15 protein-coding genes and 1 tRNA gene are annotated in these 16,423 nt (G+C 43.5%); 8 read left to right on the top strand and 8 right to left on the bottom strand.

The features are described from left to right. Positions 1-35: 35 nt before the first annotated feature. The 4 genes from B808_RS01290 to B808_RS01275 form a co-directional block, all read right to left on the bottom strand. The gene (locus B808_RS01290; protein ID WP_035421459.1) at positions 36-857 is read right to left on the bottom strand and encodes a DUF6681 family protein; all 822 of its coding nucleotides are present in this window, start codon (positions 855-857) and stop codon (positions 36-38) included. A gap of 2 nt (positions 858-859) precedes the next feature. Continuing rightward, positions 860-1,351, bottom strand: coding sequence for a hypothetical protein (locus B808_RS01285; protein WP_009166888.1), 492 nt, complete (start codon positions 1,349-1,351; stop codon positions 860-862). Positions 1,352-1,416: 65 nt separating this feature from the next. Beyond that, on the bottom strand, positions 1,417-1,968 hold the full coding sequence (locus B808_RS01280) for a nucleoside/nucleotide kinase family protein (protein ID WP_404825384.1): 552 nt from the start codon (positions 1,966-1,968) through the stop codon (positions 1,417-1,419). 79 nt (positions 1,969-2,047) lie between these two features. Continuing rightward, the gene (locus B808_RS01275) at positions 2,048-3,196 is read right to left on the bottom strand and encodes a cation:proton antiporter (RefSeq protein WP_009166890.1); all 1,149 of its coding nucleotides are present in this window, start codon (positions 3,194-3,196) and stop codon (positions 2,048-2,050) included. 165 nt (positions 3,197-3,361) lie between these two features. Between B808_RS01275 and B808_RS01270 the strand changes: the two genes are divergently transcribed. Then, the gene (locus B808_RS01270) at positions 3,362-4,276 is read left to right on the top strand and encodes a proline iminopeptidase-family hydrolase (RefSeq protein ID WP_009166891.1); all 915 of its coding nucleotides are present in this window, start codon (positions 3,362-3,364) and stop codon (positions 4,274-4,276) included. Between the two features lie 60 nt (positions 4,277-4,336). Here the strand turns inward: B808_RS01270 and add are convergent, their stop codons facing one another. Together add and B808_RS01260 are read right to left on the bottom strand one after the other, a co-directional pair. After that, on the bottom strand, positions 4,337-5,353 hold the full coding sequence (add, locus tag B808_RS01265) for an adenosine deaminase (protein ID WP_009166892.1): 1,017 nt from the start codon (positions 5,351-5,353) through the stop codon (positions 4,337-4,339). Between the two features lie 137 nt (positions 5,354-5,490). Further along, positions 5,491-7,032 carry an ABC-F family ATP-binding cassette domain-containing protein gene (locus tag B808_RS01260; protein WP_009166893.1) on the bottom strand — a complete coding sequence of 514 codons (1,542 nt, stop codon included), beginning with the start codon at positions 7,030-7,032 and terminating at the stop codon, positions 5,491-5,493. A 111-nt stretch (positions 7,033-7,143) separates the two neighbouring features. Here B808_RS01260 and B808_RS01255 point away from each other — a divergent pair, with 111 nt between their 5' ends. From B808_RS01255 to pepT, 7 genes are all read left to right on the top strand, one after another. Continuing rightward, positions 7,144-7,548, top strand: a complete 405-nt coding sequence (locus tag B808_RS01255) for a VOC family protein (protein ID WP_009166894.1) — start codon at positions 7,144-7,146, stop codon at positions 7,546-7,548. Positions 7,549-7,557: 9 nt separating this feature from the next. After that, positions 7,558-9,177: an APC family permease gene (locus B808_RS01250; RefSeq protein WP_009166895.1), complete on the top strand. Its 1,620-nt coding sequence runs from the start codon at positions 7,558-7,560 to the stop codon at positions 9,175-9,177. Positions 9,178-9,239: 62 nt separating this feature from the next. Further along, positions 9,240-9,815, top strand: coding sequence for a superantigen-like protein SSL4 (locus tag B808_RS01245; protein ID WP_009166896.1), 576 nt, complete (start codon positions 9,240-9,242; stop codon positions 9,813-9,815). Positions 9,816-9,883: 68 nt separating this feature from the next. Then, on the top strand, positions 9,884-10,393 hold the full coding sequence (locus B808_RS01240; RefSeq protein WP_035421456.1) for a YbhB/YbcL family Raf kinase inhibitor-like protein: 510 nt from the start codon (positions 9,884-9,886) through the stop codon (positions 10,391-10,393). Between the two features lie 10 nt (positions 10,394-10,403). After that, a complete protein-coding gene (locus tag B808_RS01235) occupies positions 10,404-10,871 on the top strand; it encodes a universal stress protein (RefSeq protein ID WP_009166898.1) in 468 nt (155 codons plus the stop codon). Positions 10,872-11,071: 200 nt separating this feature from the next. After that, the gene (gene asnB / locus B808_RS01230; protein WP_009166899.1) at positions 11,072-12,973 is read left to right on the top strand and encodes an asparagine synthase (glutamine-hydrolyzing); all 1,902 of its coding nucleotides are present in this window, start codon (positions 11,072-11,074) and stop codon (positions 12,971-12,973) included. Positions 12,974-13,084: 111 nt separating this feature from the next. Beyond that, positions 13,085-14,326: a peptidase T gene (gene pepT, locus B808_RS01225; protein ID WP_035421454.1), complete on the top strand. Its 1,242-nt coding sequence runs from the start codon at positions 13,085-13,087 to the stop codon at positions 14,324-14,326. 97 nt (positions 14,327-14,423) lie between these two features. On the opposite strand, the gene B808_RS01220 is transcribed toward pepT, so the two are convergent. Both B808_RS01220 and B808_RS01215 read right to left on the bottom strand, forming a co-directional pair. Beyond that, complete coding sequence (locus B808_RS01220) at positions 14,424-16,184, bottom strand: ABC transporter ATP-binding protein (protein WP_051393779.1); 1,761 nt, start codon at positions 16,182-16,184, stop codon at positions 14,424-14,426. 124 nt (positions 16,185-16,308) lie between these two features. Next, positions 16,309-16,380, bottom strand: a tRNA-Arg gene (locus B808_RS01215). Positions 16,381-16,423 lie beyond the last annotated feature (43 nt).

Below are 16,423 nucleotides of genomic sequence, written 5' to 3'. Positions count from 1 at the left end.
CTAATAAGTTAGGTTAGCTAGCTACTTTGATCAAACTATTTCATTGGCGAAGAACTTGGCTGTTGATATGCTACTTGGAGCTCCACATGATAATCATCGTTATTTTCCATCAAACCGTTGCGACCCAGCATCTTATATTTACCACCGGTTAAATAAGCTCCCGCTAAATATAACTTGCCTCGTTGCCGATCTAATTGCGTAACCGATTGCAAACCCACCGTTTCAATTTTACCGATCACATCGGCCTGCGCAGCGTTGATCCCAGCTCGAACCTGGTAACCGTCTGGTTGATTTTCCAATGAAAAATAGGGAATCAAAACCCCTTTTCCAATCGCCGAAACTGTTTTGGTAGTGCCATGTTTCAGCTGCCGAGTTAACTCTCGATCAGTTGTCCCCCCATAATTTTTCTGAAGCAATTGTTCATTTTCAAGCGCAATTGCCAACTGGTTTATAAATGCTTGTTGGGCGGGATTACTAACTAGCGTTGCTGGCATGGTCTCGCGATCATCGAATAAACCGTTCGCAGGAATATTACGATACTGCGTTGGTGGCGTATCAGTAGCGCTTTTGGGGTTAATATGCAGCAGTTGATAGAGCTTAGGAGTTAAATCAATCTTTGAATTACGATTCAGAAAATAATAAATGGCATTAAGATAGAGAAAATAAGCTAAGACGATAGTCACTAACAAAAACAAACTGCCGCGAACTATCACCCCATTTGTAAGAAACCGATAACTAATGTAAATCAGATATAACTCGCCCAAAAAGCCTAAAATAACGTACAGTCGGGACTTCGTTTTTGGTTCAATGTTAATGTAAGATAACCAAGAATTGATTCCATCAAGAAAACTAAACATGGTTATTGACCCCCACTCTTCTGATTTGATGTGCTAGTTCCTTGACTACCACCTCCCGTGGTCGTCGAATTAGTTGTTTTATTGGATTGTTGCGAGTTATTTGTATTTTGGTTGTCCTCATTACTCTTGGATGAGTCGGTATTTTTATTTTCCGAATCATTAGACTGCTGTGAGTTATTATTATTCTCGTTAGTCCCAGTAGTTTGGTTATTGTCCTGGTTTTGGTCTCCTGTCTGCTTATCAGACTGCTTGGTAGGCTGGTTCTGATTATCATCGGGTTGCTGCTTAGGTTGGTTCTTATTTCCATCAGAATCAGTTTGTTGATCATTAGTCTGATTGGTCTGATCATTTGACTTGTTGGGGGTCGATTGATTGGTAACTTTAGCCCCTTCCCGAGTATGCGTTACCTGGTTCGTAACCACATTAGTGGCTCCCAACCCCAATGAAATCGCGAAAATCGCAAATGGAGTTAAAAAGGGCGGTATGCGATTCATAAGCTCATCTCCTTCAAAATCGTCAGCCTTAACTATCTCAAAGAAACGTTAAAGATAGTTTAATGTTAGCTTAATTTTTCCATAATTTCGTCCAAACGTTTGACCGTCGTCTTCCAATCTTGGTTTGTTATTTGATAAAAATTACCGCTTGGAGGTAACGAAAAATTCCAGTCGCGCTGATTTTCAGGACTATCCAAACGGTTTTGAATCGCTACCAGCTGATCACCGCGAACTTGCATCCGGTGCTGTTGGACAGTCCTACTGGATAGTTGCAATACCAGCACGATCACCTGCCGACCCAGTGCCTTTACATAAGTTTGCGCCCCCGCTGTATCTAGAACAATGGAACAAATCGATCCCTTTTGCCACGCTCGTTGCAATTCCTCATACGAAGACCCATACTGATGTCCAGCATAGTGAACTTGCTCTAACAAATGTAATTTAGCAAAACTCGCTGGCGTTTCAAAATAGTAATCTCGACCCGCTTGTTCGCCTCGTCGAGGCAATCTAGTCGTGTGGGTCACAATCGCTGGAATCCCATAGGTTTCCGTTAGGTAATCTTGAACCGTTGTTTTCCCCGTTCCGGCAGCGCCGGTCAAAACAATGAGCTGCTTCACAATCGTCATCTCCATGCCGTTTACTTTAGTGACCCAGTTGTTTTAGCGACAATGCAAGCCGACCACAACATCTTATAGTCTATTCTACCGCAGTTTGAAGGTGACGTAGTCCCCAGCGCAATAAAATTGGAGATATAATGGTTGTCAAAACAATTACTAGCGTTAGTTCGGAATAAAGCCCACTGGAAAGCAGGTGTTGCTGCAACCCCAGTTGTGAAATAATCAAGGCCATCTCACCACGAGAAATCATCCCTGAACCTACTATATTACTCGTGCCCCAATCAAGACCAAACCAGTGTGCGCTCAGACCACAGCCAATCCATTTAGTTAACACCGCGACGACGGTTAAGAGCCCGACCAATGCCAATCCTTGCCAACTAGTAACCAACTTCAGATCCAGTCCAACCGAAACAAAAAAGATCGGAATTAGTAAAACTGAACCCACCAAGTTGGTACTAGCAACAATTGTTGCCTTCCCAGAGGTTCGTGCCACTGCAATTCCCGCAAAGAATGCTCCAAGGACCGCACTAAGATGCGCTACTTCGGCTAACTCCGCTAATAACAATGCAATTATCAAGCCAACGGTTGCCAGCAACACTGGATCACGAAACCGAACGACCAGCTGAATAATGGCCGGGACTAGCCATTTAATCACAATTGCTAGTCCTCCCAGATAGCAGAGCTGTTCTAAAACAACTACCCAAAGCGACTGTCCGTTAGCGCTAAACAAGCTACTAAATAAACTCAGCAAGACAATTGAAATTAAATCATCTGCAACAGCAGCTCCTAAAATCACGGTACCGCCAATGGTCTTTAACTGTCCGAATTCTTGCAACACCGCAACGCTGATGGAAACTGAGGTAGCAGCAAAAATAACTCCCCAAAAGAGGGCATCACGCAAACCTTGTTGCCAAAGAAGCCCCAACGCTGTAAATGCAAGTAATGGTAGCAACACGCCACAAACAGCAATGCCCAGCGACGCCTTGGCGTGCCGCTTAATCTGATGAAAATCGCATTCCAGTCCGGCTAAAAACATCAGGACAATCACTCCCAAGTTTGCAGCAAGTCCTAGTGCCTGTGTAGGCTGTAACCACCCAAGCACCGCCGGTCCCAAGACCATCCCAGCTAGGATTTGACCCACAACATTTGGCAAGCCGATGCGCATCGCCAGCTGCCCTGCTAGAAGCGCTGCCACTAACAATCCAGCTAAAGATCCCAATTCACCCATAGTAACCTCCGTCTTTTACAGTCAATCAAGTTTAAACCGATCTCTTCTAGCATACCAAAATTAACCACGCCCAGAAAAAGCGTGCCTTTTTGAGAAATCCGCTGGTCGCAAAAAGAGCTGAGCGTGGTATGATTAAAAATAAAGTTTGAAAGCGGGGATTTAAAAATGAAACAAGGAACGACCATTATAACACTCGACAACGGCTACCATTTATGGACGAATACCCAAGGAACCGGATCAATCCACTTACTAGCCCTTCACGGTGGCCCAGGAGGAACCCATGAATACTGGGAAGACACCGCACAACAACTCAAAAAACAGGGACTAGATGTCCAGGTTCACATGTATGATCAACTTGGATCATGGTATTCAGACACCCCTGATTGGGACAATCCGGAAGTTGCCAGCCAGATTCAAACCTACGATTATTATGTTGATGAGATTGAAGAAGTCCGTCAAAAGCTTGGAATCGACCAGTTTTACCTGATTGGTCAGTCTTGGGGAGGAGCCCTCGTTCAACTGTATGCTGCTAAATACGGTCAACATTTGAAGGGCGCTATCATTTCTTCTATGGTTGATCGCATCTCAGACTATACAGACCATCTCAACCAGATTCGCAAGACTGCTTTAAGCCCTACTGAACTTGAATACATGCAACAGTGTGAAGCAAATAATGATTACGATAATGATCGCTACCAGCAGCTTGTCGAAAAATTAAATGACGCTTATGTTGATCGCAAAAAACCAGCTGCAATTGCTCACCTAGTCAACACCATGAGCGTCCCCCTTTACAATGCATTTCAAGGTGACAACGAATTCGTAATCACCGGTAAACTTGGGGAATGGAACTTTACTGACCACCTTAAGGATATCAAGGTTCCAACGTTAGTCACCTTTGGCGAACATGAAACCATGCCACTAGCAACGGGACGCCGAATGGCTGAAATGATCCCTAATGCGCAGTTTGTTTCAACCCCAGAGGGTGGTCATCACCACATGATTGACAACGCTCCGGTTTACTACCAACACTTAGCCAACTTTTTGCAATCTGTCGAGGCGGGAACTTTCAATCAAAAATAGCTAACCAAAAAGGCTCTGCTCGCTAATCCTCCATCATCGAGGGTTGGTAGCAGAACCTTTTTAGTTAGAAGCCCACATCGTCATTTCATTAATCAGCTGTTGTTTAAGTTCATGCGACGCAAACGAAGCCTGAACCGCGTTAAGATTGCACTGGAGCAGCTGCTCACGGGTTAAACCATTTGTTTGCGCTAACCCAAAATATTCCTCCGTTAAAGTCGTATCAGAAACGGTCCGATTATCAGTATTAATACAAAGTCGCTGTCCTTGACTCAGCCACCGTTGCAACGGGTATGCGGATCGAGTCGGAAGCGCGCGCGTTTGGACGTTACTGGTGGGACAACCTTCGATACAAATTTGACGCTGTTGCAATAATTTTTCCAAACGATGGTTCCCATGCGCTGCAATCCCATGACCGATTCTAGTACTTCCAGCCTGCACGGCATCCCAAATATTCTGAGCACAGCCACATTCACCGGCATGTAACGTCAAACCAACCTGCTGCCCCGTCACGATTAAATTAAGTGGTGCCTGATATTGGTTAACAAAATCTGGTGCTTCCGGACCAGCCAAGTCCACACCTGCAACTTGGTCATGTAGATCGGCTGCGGTGGCAAATACTTGCTCGACCATTGCTTCGTCATCCGTCCGCATCCCACAGACTAAAATATTACCATGGATCTGATACACAGCCTCTGCCTCAGCAATTCCAGTCGCCACTGCTTCAATTGCATCAATCACGCTTAGCTCCCCCGCCGTGGAAAGCGTTGGAGCAAACCGTAACTCAAGGTATCGAACCCCGTCTTGTTCAGCTTGTTCCATCACATCATAGGCCGCCCGCTTCAAAGCAGGTGCTGTTTGGAGGTATGGTAACACGAAATCAAAGGTTTTCAGGTAATCAGCTAAATTTTTCCCATCAGCCGGTCCAACCATCTTTCGAGTCAACTCCATCAAATTACTTTCAATCTCCATGTTTTGTCCCCGTGCAATCTGTCGCAAGGTATGTGGTCGAATTGAACCGTCTAAATGACAATGAAGTTCGGCTTTTGGAAATCTTTGAATCTCAGCACGCGTTAGCATTCACATCTGTCCCTTCTGAAAAAATAATTTAAATTGTTATTATGTTAATGGAAATCCTCCCTACTTGCAACCAAATTTTTACCTTCGCATTAAAAAAAGAGCGAACAATAATCAGTTCACTCTTTTTTATTATTCGTTTATTTCAAGCTAAGTTTTTCGACATCAATGACTTTGTCAGCCAGTCCTTCATAGAAACTTGCTTCATGACTGACCACAATTGCATTCCCCGGAAAGCGCTTAATAGCTAATTTGAGAGCTTTTTTCGTTTCATCATCTAGGTGATTGGATGGTTCATCTAAGATCAAAAAATTACTGGCAACAAATTCTAAGAGCGTTAACTTCACTTTAACTTGTTCCCCACCCGAAAGCATTGCCAGCGGTTTAAAGGCGTTTGCCGCCTCCATTCCTGACCGTGCCAATTTGCTACGAATTTCTTTTTGAGTTAACCGTGGTTGTTGGTCTTGAATCAACTGCATAGGAGTCTGTTGTGGGTCATCCCACACCAAATCTTGACTAAAATAGGAAACCTTGGCAGAAGGAGAAAAAGTTGCCGAACCTCCAAGTGGAGCAATAATTCCCAGAATGCTTTTAATCAAGGTTGATTTCCCCACTCCATTAAAGCCCTGCATTCCCACCTTTTGATCCGTATCCACCGAGAAAGTTACCGGCTGCAATAACGGTTGCTGATACCCGACCGACAATTGGTTAACAACCAGAGCATTTTGAGAGCCCGTTTCTAGGTAAGGAAAGGAAAATTCCGCTTGGGTATTATTTTTCGGTGGATCAATTCGATCCATGCGATCCAGCATCTTTTCTCGTGACTTAGCCATATTAGAATGACTACCAGCTTTGTTTTTTTGAATAAACTTTTCTGCTTTTTCAATCTGAACTTGCTGTTTTTCAAATTCCCGTTGTTGGGTCTTTTCTTTTTCATTACGTTGCCGCATCGCAGATTTAAAGTCACCGCGATACTTAGTGATTTTACCAAAGGCCACATTAACAATACAGTTAGTAACCGCTTCTAAAAATTCATAATCATGAGAAATAATGATGGCGGAACCCGAAAATTGATTTAGGTAATCTTCTAGCCAGTTAATGTGCGCTGTATCTAAATAATTGGTTGGTTCATCTAAGAGCAAAACATCTGGATCTTCCAAAATTAGCTTCGCTAAAATAATCTTGGACCGCTGACCACCACTCATCGTGGCAATCTCATGATCCCGGCCAATATCATCAAGTCCTAGTCCAGTAATAACCTGTTCCACTTTGGTCTCAAGCTCATAAAAATCACTGGCTTCTAGTTGTTCAGAAATTCGTCCCGCCTTTTCTAAGTAGGACTCGTCCATCGTTGTTGCATATTCATTGTATAAATCAGTCATCCGCTGATTCAACTGGTATAAATCTGCAAAGGCCGTGTGTAAAAAGTCAACTAGGGTGGTCTCTTTGGGAATATCTACATACTGATCCAAATATCCAATTCGAATATCCTTTTGCCAATTGATCCTACCTGACAGCGGAAGTTCCTGTCCCGTAATCAATTTAATTAGCGTCGACTTCCCGACCCCATTTTGGCCAACGACCCCCATGTGCTCACCCTTATTGAGTTGAAAATTTGCGTCTGCATATAATTTTTTATCTGCAAAACTCATGCTTAAGTCAGTAACATCTAATAGGGCCATACGCTCATCTCGCTTTCGTTGCAATCCATAATAAATATTTTACCAAAATTTGAGAGAATCTTACAGTATGTTATACTAGCAATTATCTTTTTTAGAAAAGGAGATGCTCCCGTGAGAGTACACGACATTGCTCAACTCCAAATTCATGTCCGTGATTTGGAAACGACCCTTCAATTTTATCATGAAGTTCTTGATTTACCAGTGCTCGTTGCTAATCAACACGAAATATGCTTTCAATTAGGGAAGCAACGACTTCATTGCCAACTAATCGATCCCCAGAAGCTAGGACCTGCGCATCCCACTTGCGGAGCTGCTTTTTTTAGCATTCTCATCAAAGATTCATTAACTGATCTAGCCGCTCATCTAGCTAACTATGCCATCCCGATCGTCAAGGGGCCGTTAACCATAAAGCATGGTAAACAACTCCAAACGGCGCTCTATATTAATGATCCAGACGGTAATCTAATTGAAATTGATGAACAACACCCCTCAAATGTTTACTCAGAAAGGATTTAATTAACGTTTATGAATAACAACAATCCAGCTAAAATCACTAAAACCAAGATGTCACTTTTTAGCGTTGTCATGTTAGCCCTCAGTTCGATCATTGGGTCCGGATGGCTCTTTGGTTCATGGGAGGCGGCCAAAATTTCCGGTCCGGCGGCCATCATTTCCTGGATCATCGGTGCCATTGTAATCGGAATTATTGCTTACATTTATATCGAACTTGGTACCATGTTTCCAGAAAGTGGGGGGATGAGTAAATACGCCGGTTACACCCACGGACCCCTACTAGGTTTCATTGCTTCGTGGGCTAACTGGGTCTCTTTGGTAACCTTGCTCCCTATCGAAGCCGTTGCCGCAGTTCAATATATGAGTTCTTGGCCGTGGAGTTGGGCCAATTGGACCCATGGATTCGTTAGTAATGGTACCGTAACTACGAGTGGCTTACTAGTAGTTTTCTTATTCATTTTGATTTTTACATTACTAAACTACTGGTCAGTGAACATCTTGACGAAATTCACAAGTCTGACGTCCATTTTCAAACTCGTCGTGCCCTCTGTGACCATTATTATGTTGTTACTATCAGGGTTTCATCCGGAAAACTTTACCATGGCAGCGGCCGGTGGCTTCTTTCCCTATGGATCGGCGCCAATTTTTGCAGCCACTACGGTTTCTGGAATTATTTTTTCTTACAACGCCTTTCAAACGGTGATTAACATCGGGGATGAAATTCAAAATCCTAAAAAAAATATTTGGCGGGGAATTGTGATTGCCCTAATTATTAGTATTGCCATTTACGTTTTGTTGCAATTTACCTTTATTGGTGCGATCGAGCCACAGATGCTCGCAAAAGTTGGCTGGAACGGCATCAATTTCAAATCACCATTTGCCGATTTAGCCATTATGTTAAACATTAACTGGTTAGTGATCCTTCTTTATCTTGATGCCTTTGTTTCACCGTTTGGAACGGGGGTCTCCTTTGTGGCCTCGACCAGTCGAACGCTGGCGGCGATGACCCAATCGCACCACATGCCTAAGTTCCTCGGAAAAATCAATCAAAAATGGGGCACCCCCCGAATTGCCATGATTGCCAACTGGATTATTAGTTGTCTGTTAGTATCTGTCTTTAAAAACTGGGCGATTCTTGCCAGCGTAATCTCAACCTCCACGTTGATTGCTTATGCGACCGGACCCGTGACCCTAGCTGCCCTTAGAAAACACGCTCCCCAATTCAAACGTCCGGTTCGGATCAATGCCTATAAAATAATGGCTCCCCTAGCCTTTGTTTTAGCCAGCCTGGCAATTTACTGGGCAATGTGGCCGACAACGATGGAGGTTATCATCGTGATTGCCCTAGGCCTACCATTCTATTTCTTTTACGAAGGAAAGTTAAACTGGTCCAACACCAAACAAAAATTTGCTGGAAGTTGGTGGATGATTGCTTATCTGTGTTTCATGGCCGGGTTTTCCTACATTGGATCTACTCCCTTTGGCGGACAGAACTGGATTCATTACCCCTTTGACTTTCTTGTTATCATTTTAATGGCCCTGGTTTTCTATTACTGGGGAGTTCACAGCTATCAAAATACTGCCGAAATGACGGATGCCCAATCCGTTAATGATCGCGTTAAAGAGCACTAGCGATTGATACTTCAAACTTTATCGGCTTAATGTGCTAATCTTTTAGTGATTGGAGGAATGAAATGAAAAACGAATCGTCAGAGCACCGTTATCGGCACTATGATTTCAACACTACGCAAACACGACAACAAAAACATCGACCCGTCCGCATCTGGCCTTGGATCATCGGGCTAGCCGTTGTGGTCCTTGCATTAGCCATCTCCGCCCGTTTTATCATCCATCGAACCCAGCCTACTAATTCAACGTCCCAACCTAGTACCACAAAGCCAACTTCTAAAAAATCACAAACTAAGCAGTCTCCCCCACCAAAACCACGCGGGGAGCAAGCGCAAAATTCACCATCCCAAACTTCAAATCAAAATAATGAGCAAGCAACTCCAACCCGCACAACGAACACCCCGGTGACCAAAAAAGCCACAGCTACGCCAAGCAAGCCTGCTGATCAAAGTGAATCACCAAGAAGTGACCCATCAAACTCAACCTCATCAGAGTTTGCGCAACCGCATGTTTTTGATTCAGTTGTCGATGCAAAAAACTGGGCTAGTGCAACACAAAATAACTGGCTCGCCGCTGGATACAATAACTACACCATTACGCAAAATAGCCAGGGCTTCTACGTGCTGACGTTCGAACGGTGATTGGTTGTTTCAAATTAATTTTTTCTTACCGCCCTTTTTAGGTTATAATGACCACAGGAGGGGTTCCAATGAAAATTCAAGTACCACTATCAAACGGTTATCTTCCTGATGCCTATACAAAGCACGCATCTGCTAATTATCAGCTTCATCATCACCCAATAACTTCATTTCCAATTACATTTGAGGATGTCCCAAAAACAGCTGTTTCATTAGCCTTGGTGTTACTTGACGATGATGCCATTCCCGTTTGTGGTTTTACCTACATCCACTGGGTGGCAGCTAATTTGCCCGCCACGCTCACTGAATTACCTGAAAATGCCAGTCAAAGTGATAAAGTTGCGATGACTCATGGTAATAATAGTTTGGCAGGTAACCTTGTCCAAGAAACTGATCCGCGCCTTTTTCAGCATTATTTGGGTCCCATGCCGCCAGATAAGGAACATCAATATCAACTAACTGTCTATGCGGTTGACCAAAAATTGCCACTTACTGATGGTTTCTGGTTGAATCAACTTTACCAACAGCTAGAAGGACACGTTCTTGCCTCGGCATCCATTAAACTGCCAGTCAAAAATTAGGAGGTTGCATATGCAAAACGAATACAAGCGCATTTTAGTTCCCGTTGATGGTTCCAAGCTAGCGGAAGCAGCACTTCAAAAAGCTTGCGAAGTTGCTCAGCGGAATAACGCACGAATCGATGTCTTGAGCGTTTTAAATACTACTAGTTTCGGTTTCTCCTACGGTGCCATTGATGGTAGTACGATCACGCAGATGGTCGATGACGAATTAGCCTATCTCAAAAAAATTACTGAGCGAGCTAGCCAAAAAACCGGTGTAAAAGACATCCATTATCACGCTCGGTTTGGTAGCCCTCGCAACGTCATTACCTATGACTTTACCCATGATTACCAAATCGATCTAATCATGATGGGCGCTACTGGCAAAAGTACTGCCGAACGAATCTTAGTTGGGTCAGTGGCTAGCTTTGTTAATTCACACGCTCCCTGTGATGTAATGATTGTAAGAACTAACCTAGATAACGAACCTATCAAGTAGCAAATGATTAACGAATGCTTGCTGAATTTTGCTTTCGGTAAGCATTTTTGTTTGGTGTTAAAACATCCCCCCACCAGGAGCCCGGCGGCTTGTTTACGGATATTTAATAATTAGTTCCGGCGTTTAACTGGTAAATTTGTAAAATATCCGTAAAATTAAGTACTAGTGTCTGAACTTTTAAAATTAAAGGAGAAATATCCATGTGTGGATTTTGTGGTTACGTCAACAAAAATGGAATTCCCAAACAAACGATTAACGAGATGGCAAATAAAATTAAACATCGTGGTCCAGATGATGATGGTTATTTTCAAGATGAAAATATTTCAATGGGCTTTCGGCGGCTTTCAATTATCGATCTAGCTCACGGAGCCCAGCCGATGTTTGGTGATCATGAAACCAGCGTGCTAACCTTCAACGGTGAAATCTATAACTACCAAGAACTACAGCAGGAACTAATTGCTGACGGGCAAACCTTCAATACTGATTGTGATTCAGAGGTACTGGTGCGTGGCTACGAAGCCTGGGGTCCTGATAAGTTATTAAGTAAAGTCCGCGGAATGTTTGCCTTCGTCATCTACGATGAAAAACAAAATCAAATTTTTGGTGCTCGCGATCATTTTGGCATTAAGCCCCTCTACTATTACGATGATGGCACCAATTTCATGTGGGCATCTGAAGCAAAAGCCTTTTTAGCTAATCCTAACTTCAAAAAGGAATTTAACGAGGCTCTCTTAGCGATCCACTTGAGTTTTGAATTTATTCCGTCTGCCGAAACCCTCTTCAAAAACGTTTATAAAGTAATGCCTGGCGAATACTTTATTTACAAAGATGGTCACAAAGAACTGCACCGCTACTATCAGTTTAATTATGATCACATTGATCATTCTCAAACAATCGATGGTGCAGCTGACGAGATTAAAAAGCTGGTCGCAGAGTCTGTTAAAGCTCACATGATTGCGGATGTTCCTGTCGGCAGTTTTCTTTCTAGTGGGGTTGACTCTAGCTACGTTTTCAATGAAGCAGCGAAAGTTAAACCTATCCATTCCTTTTCATTGGGATTCAATAACTCCAAATTTAGTGAACTGAGCTGGTCAACGAAATTTGCTAAGGAGATTAACCAGGAAAATACTCCCCTTACAATTGATGGTGATGATTATTTTAATCTACTACCAACCATGATGTACTATATGGACGAACCGCTTTCTAATCCCTCGGCTCCCCAGTTGTTTTTCTTATCTCGAGGCGCGCGTAAGGATGTCCCGGTTACACTTTCTGGTGAAGGGGCCGACGAATTCTTTGGTGGCTACAACACCTATCTAGAGGCTTTCACCTTTGAGCGCTACCAGAAAATAGTTCCTGGTGTCATTAGGCGAGCCCTTGGAAAGGCTGCCAGTATTTTCCCAAGATTCCATGGGCGCCGGTTCTTAATTCGTGGTGCCGAACCCCTCTGGCGAAGATATTATCGGGTGAACTACGTCTTTGATGAAGTTGATCGCCAAAAAGTTTTAAAAAACCCCGCCTTAAATCGAGATACTGCCAAGTACACCAAGCATCTCTTTGATGCTGTGGCCGATCAAGATGAGGTTACGCAAGAACAGTATTTTGATATTAACACGTGGCTGCCCTTTGATATCCTGCAAAAAGCAGATCGAATGAGCATGGCTAATAGTTTGGAAGTCCGAACTCCCTTAGTTGATAAAGAAGTTGCTGGCTTTGCCTCCACGATGCCAACCAAGACGCGAATCACTTTTGAAAACAAACAGCCAATTACGAAAGCTGCCTTTCGCAAAGCTGCCGCATCACAAGTGCCTAAGGTCGTAGCTGATAAGGAAAAGCTTGGCTTTCCGTCTCCAATTGCTCAGTGGATTAATGATCCGAAATACCACGAGCGAATTGTGACAGCGTTCCACTCTGATATCGCCGAAAAGTTTTTTAATGTTGACCAACTCGACTATATTTTGGAACAGCACGCTCATGGAAAATCGAGCATGCAAAAGATTTTTACGATTTATACCTTTATCCTTTGGTACGGAGTTTACTTTCCAGAGGCTACTAATACTAAATACGCTGACGACGTGGTCCTAACGCCCACCGATCTCTAAGCTATAACCGGAGCCGCCATTAATGCGGCTCCCTTTTTTATGCCACAAACCGGCTCTAACCTTAGCAACATGCTATAATTAAGCTACTTTATCCTCAGGAGGACTTTATTCATGGACGTCAATACTAATGAATTACGCGATCGCTTTTTACGATATGTCAGGGTCAACACCCGATCTAATCCCACGTCACAAACCATTCCCTCCGATCAAAAAGAGGTCGCTTTTTTAGCTGACCTCAAGGAGGAATTACAGAAACTTGGCCTTCAAAACGTCCGGACCAATAAACAAAGTGGCTATGTTTTTGCTGAATTACCAGCAACGGACGATGCTCCTCGTGCTACCCTCGGGTTAATTGCTCACGTAGATACGGCTGATTTCAATTCTGAACACGTCAATCCACAAATAATCAAAAATTACGACGGTCATTCGGTTATTAAACTTGATGCCACCGGTAATTACCGCCTCGACCCAGCGGTCTTTCCCAACCTTAAAAATTATACCGGTCAAACCCTCATTACCACTGATGGCTCAACTCTTTTGGGAGCTGATGATAAGGCCGGAGTTGCAGAAATTATGACGGCACTACAGCTTCTTAAAGCCCATCCCGAGACAAAACATGGGCGAATTGTCGTTGGATTTGGTCCCGACGAGGAAATTGGTACTGGGGCTGACCACTTCGATGCTAACGATTTTGGGGCTGATTTCGCCTATACAATTGATGGCGGCCCGCTTGGCGATCTGCAATACGAAACCTTCAATGCTGCCGCTGCAACGGTTACTTTCAAAGGAACTAATGTGCATCCATCTGAGGCAAAAGACGTGCTGGTGAATGCATCACAACTAGCCATTAATTTTCACGAGCAACTGCCTAAGCATGACCGACCAGAACACACGGCCGGTCGCGAAGGATTTTTCTTCTTGACAGACATCGCTGGCAACTGTGACGAAGCGACCCTAAACTACATCATTCGTGACTTTGACCGGCAAAAATTTGAAGACCGCAAACAACTCTTCACTAACTTAGTTGCTCAGCAAAATCAACAATTTGGAACCCCAAGAGTCCACTTAGAGTTAACTGACCAATACTACAATATGGGTGAAGTCCTAAAAAAAGATCTAACGCCGGTCGAACTTGCCAAAAAAAGCATGGAACAGGTAGGAATTACTCCTCATATTTTCCCTGTCCGTGGGGGTACTGATGGATCCAAAATTTCTTTCATGGGCATTCCAACCCCAAATATCTTTGCCGGTCCGGAAAACATGCACGGTCGTTTTGAATTTGTGTCATTACAGACCATGGAACAGGCAGTTCGCGTTATTATTCAATTAGCGCAGGCAGTTCCCACCAGATAAACCATTTAAGGGCGATGAAATTCCCCCTAACAATTTAGAAAAAATTAGAGCCCCCGAAATCTCAAAGTCAAGATTTCGGGGGCTCTAATTTTTTAGGCTATTTAAATTGAATTTTAACGTACTCCTGATATTTAGGAAGCGATTGCATCAGTTCTTGATGAGTTCCGTGGCCACTAACTTGACCATCATCAATAAAGTAAATCTCGTTAGCATCCACAATCGTACTCAGCCGATGGGCGATAATCAAGGTGGTACGGCCAGCCATCAACTGATTCAGCGCTTTTTGCACCATGGCCTCTGATTCCGAGTCCAGACTAGCGGTAGCTTCATCAAGCATTAGAATTTGGGGATTGCGCAGAAATGCGCGGGCAATCGCTAAACGTTGTCGTTGTCCTCCACTAACTTTAACTCCTCGTTCCCCCACTTGGGTATCGAGCTGCTGATCCATTTGACGAACAAATTCATCGGCATAGGCCAGTTTCAACACATGCCAGATTTCATCATCGGAATAGTCCCCTGCCAGTCCATAAGTCAAATTATGGCGGATCGTTCCAGCCATAATCGCTGAATCTTGACTAACAAACCCTAACTGCTGGCGCCAACTCTTAAGATTTAAATCGTGAATATCTTGTGTCCCGATTTTAATGGCACCGGCTGTGGGCTGATAATACCGCTCAATCAAATTAAGAATCGTTGATTTTCCACTCCCAGATGGACCAACAAAAGCTACAGTAGTATTTGGTTTAGCCGTGATGTTAATATCGGTCAAAATCGGTTGCCCTGTTTGATACGAAAAATCAACATGTTCTAGATTCAACGGCTGATTAGCAACCACAGGGATTGTCGGCTGGGAAAAATCTTCTTCGGTCTCTGCTAACAACTCCTGGATATGCTCTGTTGCTCCACTCGCTTTTGCTACCCGAACTGAAAATTGTCCTAAAATCGAAACCGGGGAGATCACCTGAAATAAATACATCAAAAAAGCAAATAACGTTCCCATCGTCATCGTTCCGGTTGCCACCCGGTGAGCTCCATAAGCTAATAGTCCTACCATTAAAGCCATCATCGTGGTTCCCATCAATGGCCCAGCGATTGAGTTGTAAATGGCTTCCTTTAAACCGATTTGATATAAATGATTAATGCTTTGATGTCCCGTCGTTACCTCGTACTGTTCCGCATTTGATGCTTTTACTAGCCGAATCTCACTCAAAGTGTCATCCACCTGACCATTGAAATCCGCAAGAGTCTCCTGGCGAGCATGTCCCACTTTCATTGTCTGGCGCATAATCGGGCGCATCATAATGAAGACTCCCGGCACAACAATGAACATAATCAGCGTCATTCGCCAGTCCATCACCAACATGAAGAAGAAAGCTCCCACCAGTTGAAAAATAGCGGTAACGGCATTGGGGAAAAAGTTAGATAATAAATCCTTAATCTGGTCGGAATCATTAACTAATCGTGAGGTCATCTGTCCAACCTTCACGTTATCAAAATACGTAATTTTTAGATTAATCAATTTTTCCCATAAAATTTGTCGCAATTTTGCAACTACTTGCTCACCAAAGGCTCCCAAAAAAGTCCCAGAAATTGCGCTAATAACTGCGCTAAGGATAAACAGCGCAATGATAATTGCCAACAAGGTGCCATTTAGCCCCTTGCTAAATTCGTTAACCAACAGTTGCGCAAACTTAGGCACTACCAGTTGCCCCAGGGTAGCGATTAACCCTAACGTTAAACCAACCAGCAACTGCCAATATTGGGGTTTCGTTTGGCGGATCAAACCAGCAAAGCTTCGAATTTTAAACTTACCAGTTTTCTGATTATCTTGTTTTTTCAATACCTGCCTCCAAGCCATAAGCTCATATTATTAATGTGGAAATAACGTCAATAGAAAAAGAGACTTCCAACCAGTACCAGTGGTAGGATGTCTCCAAGTGTCTCATCGGCATGGGCAGCAACGCTTCAATTACCGCCCAAAATGCGCTCCCCCGGAATCGAACCGGGATTATGAGGACCGAAATCTCATGTGCTATCCATTACACTAGGAGCGCCCAATAGTTTAATTGTAGCCTATTTTGCAAAAAATTCAATCTT

The sequence above is a fragment of the Fructilactobacillus florum 8D genome (assembly GCF_000512295.1).
Taxonomy (GTDB): Bacteria; Bacillota; Bacilli; order Lactobacillales; family Lactobacillaceae; genus Fructilactobacillus; species Fructilactobacillus florum.
This window is presented reverse-complemented; position numbering and strand designations above follow the sequence as displayed.